We start from the raw sequence: 5,998 nt of genomic DNA on the forward strand, positions 1-5,998 counted from the left end.
CGGTGAAGCGCGGCGGGGAGCCGCGGCACCAGACGCTGCGCGCCGCCGTCGAATGGAGCTTCGCGCTGTGCTCGCCCGCCGAACGGCACCTGTGGGCGCGGGCGTCGGTGTTCGCGGGCGGCTTCGACGTCGCGGCGGCCGAGCGCGTCTGCGCCGGCGACGGGCTGCCCGCCGCCGAGCTGCGGCACCGGATCGCCGGGCTCGTCGAGAAGTCGGTGCTGCTCCGCGAGGCCGACGGCGACCGGCAGCGGTTCCGGCTGCTGGAACCGCTGCGGCAGTTCGGCCGCGACAAGCTGACCGCGTCCGGCGAGACGGCGCCGGTGCTGCGGCGGATGCGGGACCACTACCTCGACGTCGCCGAGCGGAGCGAACGGGCGTGGTTCGGGCCCGGGCAGGCGGACATCTTCCGGCGGACCCGTCTCGAGCACGCGAACCTGCGGGCCGCGCTGGACTACAGCCTGACGGAGCCGGGCGAGCTCGGCACCGGCCTCCGGCTGGCCTCGACCCTCTGGTTCTACTGGGCGGGCTGCGGGGTGTTCGGCGAAGGCCGCCACTGGCTCGACCGCGCACTCGCCCTCGCCGCCGAACCGGACGCGGAACGGGCGAAAGCGTTGTGCGTCAACGGGTACGTCGCGACGTTGCAGGGTGACAACGCCGCCGCGGTCGCGATGCTGGAGGAGTGCCGCGCCTACGCGACGCGGACCGGCGACGAGGTCGCGCTGGCGTACGCGACGCACCGGCTCGGCTGCAACCTGCTGGTCGGGGACGACGTCGGCGACGCGAAGACGCTGTTCGAAGAGGCACAGGCCCGCTACCGGCAGCTCGGCGAGCTGAACAGCAACGTGATGCTGGCCGGCATCGAGCTGGCCATCGCGTCGGTGTTCCTGGGCGACCTCGACCGCGCGGGCCGGCTGTGCGAGGAGGCGTGCGCGACCGGCGCCGCCCACGGCGAGCAGTGGGCGCACGCGTACGCGGTCTACGCGCAGGCCCTGGTCGCGCTGGGCCGCGGCGACCTCGACCGGGCGGCCGAACACGGGCGGGACTGCCTGCGCGTGAAGAGCACGTTCCACGACCTGCTCGGCATCGTGCTGGCGATCGAGGCACTGGCGTGGACCGAGGCCGCCCGCGAACAGTGGGAGCCGGCGGCGGTCATGCTGGGTTCGGCGCAGCCGATCTGGCAGGCGGTCGGCTTCCCGATGTTCGGCTCGCGCTACTTCGGCGCCCCACACGGCGAGTGCGAGACGCGCACTCGGCGCGCGTTGGGCGACGGCCCGTTCGAAGCGGCGGTGCGCCGCGGCCGCGAGTTCGGCCTCCCGGAGGCGATCGCGTACGCGCTCGGGGACTCGGGCCCGTCCCGGCCCCAGGCGACGGACCGGGCGCGCCCGACGCCGTTGACGGAGCGGGAAGGCGAAGTCGCGTTCCTGATCGCGGACGGCCGGTCCAACCAGGAGATCGCGGACCGGCTCGTCATTTCCCGGCGCACGGCGGAAGGCCACGTGAACCGCATCCTGCGGAAGCTGGGTTTCGACTCACGGGCCCAGGTGGCCGCTTGGGCGGCCCGGAACCCGCAGGTGCCGACACCGCAGTCGTGAGTGTGCAGTCGGGTTCTAACCCGACTGCACACTCACGACCCCGCGCGGGAACTCAGCCCAGCCGGTCGCCCCAGTCTTCGAACGCCTTCACGACGTCCGCGGGCGCGCCGGTGTCGCGCAGGCGCTTCGTCTCCGCCTCGATGTAGTGGCGGTACAACGGAACCAGGCCCGTCAGCAGCTCCGGCCGTGCCTCCTCCGCCGCCAGCGGGTGGCCGGCCCGGACGCGCTCCGCCAGCTTCACCAGCGAGGCCGCCGGGGTGTCCGGCTGGGACAGGTACCACTCGATCGCCTCGTCGTTGTTCGCCGCGCGGCCCGTCGGAAGCGTTGCCGAGCAAAGGAACCGGACCGGGAACAGCACCGCCTTCGTGAACCACACCTTGTCGGCCAGCAGGCGGCGGGGTTCGCGGAACTCGGCCGCCACCTCGTCGGTCGCCAGGACCGCGGTCGCGAAGCGCGCGCTCTCCAGCAGCATTTCCGCCGCGGCCGGGCGGGCCACCTCGGACAGGACGTCGCGGCCGGCCAGGAGGACGCCGTGGTCGGCGAGCTGCAGGCGGTCCAGTGCCGGGAAGCGGCCGTCGTCGCGGCCTTCGCGCAGGGCCGGGAGGGAGGCCCAGAACACCGACAGCTTGCGGTGCAACGGACTCCGCTCCTGCAGCGCGGCCGTCACCGGCGCGACCTCGTCACCCTCCGGGACGTCGGTGAGGACGAGGGCCAGGTCGATGTCGCTGGCCGCCGCGGAGTAGCCGCCGTAGGACAGGCTGCCCAGCAGGTACGCGCCGATCAGGCGCTCTCCCAGTGCTTCCCGGTAGGCCTCGGCGGCTTCGGCGGCGATCGCGCGGGCGGCGTCGGCGGGGTCGGGTGTGGTCATGCCGCCACCGTATCGCGGCGGGCGCACTCGGCGATGCGGTCGGAAACCACGCCGATCACCTGCCACGCGCGGTCGAGGACCGCGATCACCGCGTCGTCGGTCCAGTCCTCGCGCTGCCGCAGGAGTTCGTACCCCATCTCAAGGTGCTCGACGTCGGCTTCGTCGTGTAGCTCGAAGTATTCGTCCTCGGGGAACGCCTTCGTGCCCGCCTGGCTGAACACGAGGCTGCCGGCTTCGAGCGCCAGGTGCGCCAGCACCGCGCGCTGCACGCCGGGCAGGATCGCGAACTGGTCGACGAACCACGAGGCGCCCATTTCGATGACCGGGTCCCAGACCAGCTGCCGGTCCTCCGCGCGGCTGCGGGCGAGGATCTTGTCGTGCCCGACCTCTTCCTGCTGGTGCTCCAGCGCGAGCGCCCGCAGTTCCGGGTCGCTCTCGAAGCTGACCCGCGCGCTGATCATCCGCTGGAAGGCGTTCGACCACGGCTGCAGGTACGTGAGCACGGCCTTCCGGGTTTCCGGCGGCGTGGTCTCGTCGGTCAGCAGGCGGATCAGGTCCGAGGATTCGTATTCCCGTTGCCGCTGCTCGTTGTGGCGGGCGACGCGCTCGACGTCCTGCTGGGTCACGATCGGCTCCTTAGCTTGGTGCTGCGGGAGATCATCCTTCCGGGACGCCTAGCCAAGATCAACGGGCGCGAGCGCCCGGTCGTAGACGGGGAACCGGAAGTACGTGGTCACGTCGCCGCGGCGGCCCGCTGTGCGGTAGCTCACGAGCTCCAGCACGCGTGTATCGGACAGCGGACCCGGCGCCAGCGCGGCGGTGAGGAGGCGGAACCGGCCCGGGTCGACGCCTTCGCGGTGCAGCAGTTCCGCCGTGCGCTCAACGGCTTCTTCGTCACTGGACGTGAGATCGGGCAGGCGCAGGTACGTCGTGGACTCCGCGGCCCGGTCCACCCCGGACCGGAACGCGAGGCAGCTCAGGGCGGCTTCCCCGGCTTCGGGGCGGCCGCCGGTCAGCGTGCGGTACGCGGCCGCCGCGGCGGCCGCGTCGTGGCTCAGCGCCACCGAAGCGACGTCGTTGACTTCGGCGAGACCGGCGTCGTGGTTGCGGTAGTAGATCTTGACCCGGGCTTCGGCTTCGTCGGCCAGGTCGACCGCGAAGAACTCGATTTCCCGTTCGCCGCCGACGGTTTCGACGCGGCGGCGGGCGTCGTCCCAGGCCTCGCCCATGCCGAGCCGGTCCATCGCCTCCGCGACGGCGGCCTCGCGGTGCGTGTGCGGCCAGGCGTAGAGCCCGAAGTAGGTCTTGTGGACGATCCGCGACGGCGGGCGCCAGGCGATCGAGTGCCACACCGGCGCGGGCGACGGGCGGCCTGCCCGCGGGGTGAACGTCTCGTGGACGCGGTCGAGCCGGCGCGTGACGAGCCCGCCGTCCCCGGGCCAGACGACGTCGTGACCCAGGCTGTCGAACAGGATGCGCAGTTCGGGTTCGCCGCCGGACCAGTTCACCGACATCTCGGCCGGGAATCCGTCATCCGCCACATAGGACGGGTGCGCGGGTACGAGCCCGATCCGGTCGTGCGCCCAGCGGGGGAGTGCGGCGCGCAACGCCCTGGTCGTCCGGACGGACTGTTCCACCGGCACCCCGAGCGCTTCACTCGCAGTAGCCCAGAGCCCGCACAGAAAGTCACCGAACAGACGGCCCTGTGCCGGATAGTTTTCCCTTATATATTCAGGAAAGTCCGGCACTCGACTGGTCACGAGCGGATGCTATCAGTTGGATGCTTGCTCAACTAAAAAGCTGCACCCGGGTGGTGCAACCAATTGGGCCATGTGGGTACGCCGGTGTCCGGGGTGGACACGGAGGGACACATCGGACACCGGCGAGTCCAGACCGGACACCAAGTGGACAACGCGCAGGTCTCAGACCCGCGCGGGCACCACCGTCATCGCGTGCTTCACCAACCGGATCAGCGCGAGCTTGCTGGAGTCCCTGTCACGCGCGTCACACATGACGATGGGCACTCGATCCGGGACCACGAGGGCCTCTCGGATCTCGTCGGCGGTGTAGCGCGGCGCGTTGTCGAAGCAGTTCACCGCGACGACGAACGGGATCTTCCGGCGCTCGAAGAAGTCGATGGCGGCGAAGCTGGTCTCCAGCCGCCGGGTGTCGACCAGCACGACCGTCCCGATCGCGCCGCGCGCCAGGTCGTCCCACATGAACCAGAAGCGCGCCTGCCCCGGCGTCCCGAACAGGTACAGGACGTGCCGCGGCGAGATCGTGATCCGGCCGAAGTCGAGCGCGACCGTCGTGGTGGTCTTGCGCTCCACACCGGACAGGTCGTCGATCCCGGCGCTCGCCTCGGTGAGCACCTCTTCGGTCGTCAGCGGCGGGATCTCGCTGACCGAACCGACCATCGTGGTCTTCCCGGCGCCGAACCCGCCCGCGACGATGATCTTGACCGGCGTCGGGACCAGGTCGGCCCCCGTGCCGTCAGTACTTGATGAGGCCATCGAGAACCGCCTGGAGTGTTTCGAGGTCCGGCGACTGCGCCGGGTGGTGGGTGGGGGAGCGCGTGATCACGAGGCCGCGTTCGATCAGGTCGCCGACGAGCACGCGCACGACCCCCAGCGGGATCTTCACGTACACGGCGATCTCCGCGACCGAAACCGGGTGGCGGCACAGCTGCACGATCGCCACGTGCTCCGGGCCCAGCCCGACCGGCTCCTGCTCCGACCGCAGCGTCATGACCTGTGTGGACAGGTCCAGCCGCGCGCTGTCGGCCGGCGTCCGGCCGCTCGTGATCGTGTACGGCCGGACCAGCGGCCCGGCGGCCTCGTCGTACCAGCCGTCGTCCGAGCTCACGTGGCCTCCCGCAGGACGTGCGCCGCTTCGCGCGGCGCCGACGCCATGTAGTCGCCGACCCGTTTGACCAGGCGGCTCATCTCGTAGGCGATCATTTCGACGTCGACGTTGTCCGCGGCCAGCACGGCGAGGCAGGCACCCTGGCCCGCCGCCGAGACGAACAGGTAGCCGCGCTCCATCTCGATCATGTTCTGCAGCACCGGGCCGCGGTTGAACTGCTTGCTCACCCCCTTGGCGAGGCTCTGCAAGCTGGAGGCGATCGCCGACAGCTGGTCCGAGTCGTCCTTGCTCATGCCCGCCGACTTGCCGATGAGCAGCCCGTCGGCGGACAGCACGATCGCGTTCTGCGCGCCGACCACGCGGCTCACCACGTCGTCGAGCAGCCAGTTGAGATCGGGTTTGGGGTTCCCGTACTCGTTCATTCGACGTCAGACCCTGACTTTCCTGTGTGGACTTTCCTGTGTGCGGTCGGGAACTACGCTTCGTCCGGCCCGCGGCCGCGGCGGGTGCCCTTGTGGAACGCCGCCAGCGTGCGCGCGGTGCCTTCGCCCGGCGCCACGACGTCGTCGTCGCTGTCGTCCGGTTCGGCCTCGAGCTGGGCGACGAGGTTCTGCTGCGGCTCACGCCGGGGCAGCCGGGGCCGGTCGTCGGCCGGGCGCGGCGCGGCGGGGGT

The 5,998-nt window shown here is 71.3% G+C and carries 8 protein-coding genes; 1 reads left to right on the forward strand and 7 read right to left on the reverse strand.

All coding sequences use genetic code 11. The features are described from left to right. On the forward strand, positions 1-1,592 hold a 1,592-nt coding region (locus G3I65_RS33420; protein ID WP_203612584.1), incomplete at its 5' end, for a LuxR C-terminal-related transcriptional regulator. Positions 1,593-1,644: 52 nt separating this feature from the next. Here the strand turns inward: G3I65_RS33420 and G3I65_RS33425 are convergent. The 7 genes from G3I65_RS33425 to G3I65_RS33455 all read right to left on the reverse strand — a co-directional run. After that, positions 1,645-2,460, reverse strand: coding sequence for a hypothetical protein (locus G3I65_RS33425; RefSeq protein ID WP_160699641.1), 816 nt, complete (start codon positions 2,458-2,460; stop codon positions 1,645-1,647). Beyond that, complete coding sequence (locus G3I65_RS33430) at positions 2,457-3,086, reverse strand: hypothetical protein (protein WP_160699642.1); 630 nt, start codon at positions 3,084-3,086, stop codon at positions 2,457-2,459. The genes G3I65_RS33425 and G3I65_RS33430 overlap by 4 nt, the downstream gene beginning before the upstream one ends. Positions 3,087-3,134: 48 nt before the next feature. After that, positions 3,135-4,097 (reverse strand): hypothetical protein, encoded by a 963-nt coding sequence (locus G3I65_RS33435; RefSeq protein ID WP_309235864.1) that lies wholly within the window; start codon positions 4,095-4,097, stop codon positions 3,135-3,137. Positions 4,098-4,382: 285 nt separating this feature from the next. Beyond that, complete coding sequence (locus tag G3I65_RS33440) at positions 4,383-4,973, reverse strand: ATP/GTP-binding protein (RefSeq protein ID WP_203612585.1); 591 nt, start codon at positions 4,971-4,973, stop codon at positions 4,383-4,385. Next, positions 4,954-5,325, reverse strand: coding sequence for a DUF742 domain-containing protein (locus tag G3I65_RS33445; RefSeq protein WP_086861078.1), 372 nt, complete (start codon positions 5,323-5,325; stop codon positions 4,954-4,956). The genes G3I65_RS33440 and G3I65_RS33445 overlap by 20 nt, the downstream gene beginning before the upstream one ends. Next, a complete protein-coding gene (locus G3I65_RS33450; protein WP_086861080.1) occupies positions 5,322-5,747 on the reverse strand; it encodes a roadblock/LC7 domain-containing protein in 426 nt (141 codons plus the stop codon). Before G3I65_RS33450 ends, G3I65_RS33445 begins: the two co-directional genes overlap by 4 nt. A gap of 53 nt (positions 5,748-5,800) precedes the next feature. After that, positions 5,801-5,998: hypothetical protein (locus G3I65_RS33455; protein WP_160699643.1), on the reverse strand; the 198-nt coding region annotated here is incomplete at its 5' end.

This window comes from Amycolatopsis sp. SID8362, from assembly GCF_010550475.1.
GTDB classification, from domain to species: domain Bacteria; phylum Actinomycetota; class Actinomycetes; order Mycobacteriales; family Pseudonocardiaceae; genus Amycolatopsis; species Amycolatopsis eburnea.

Bases quoted from the DNA above. Each gene is read 5' to 3' on its own strand.
- G3I65_RS33425 (WP_160699641.1), bottom strand. From the start codon at position 2,460: ATGACCACACCCGACCCCGCCGACGCCGCCCGCGCGATCGCCGCCGAA.
- G3I65_RS33440 (WP_203612585.1), bottom strand. From the start codon at position 4,973: ATGGCCTCATCAAGTACTGACGGCACGGGGGCCGACCTGGTCCCGACG.
- G3I65_RS33450 (WP_086861080.1), bottom strand. From the start codon at position 5,747: ATGAACGAGTACGGGAACCCCAAACCCGATCTCAACTGGCTGCTCGAC.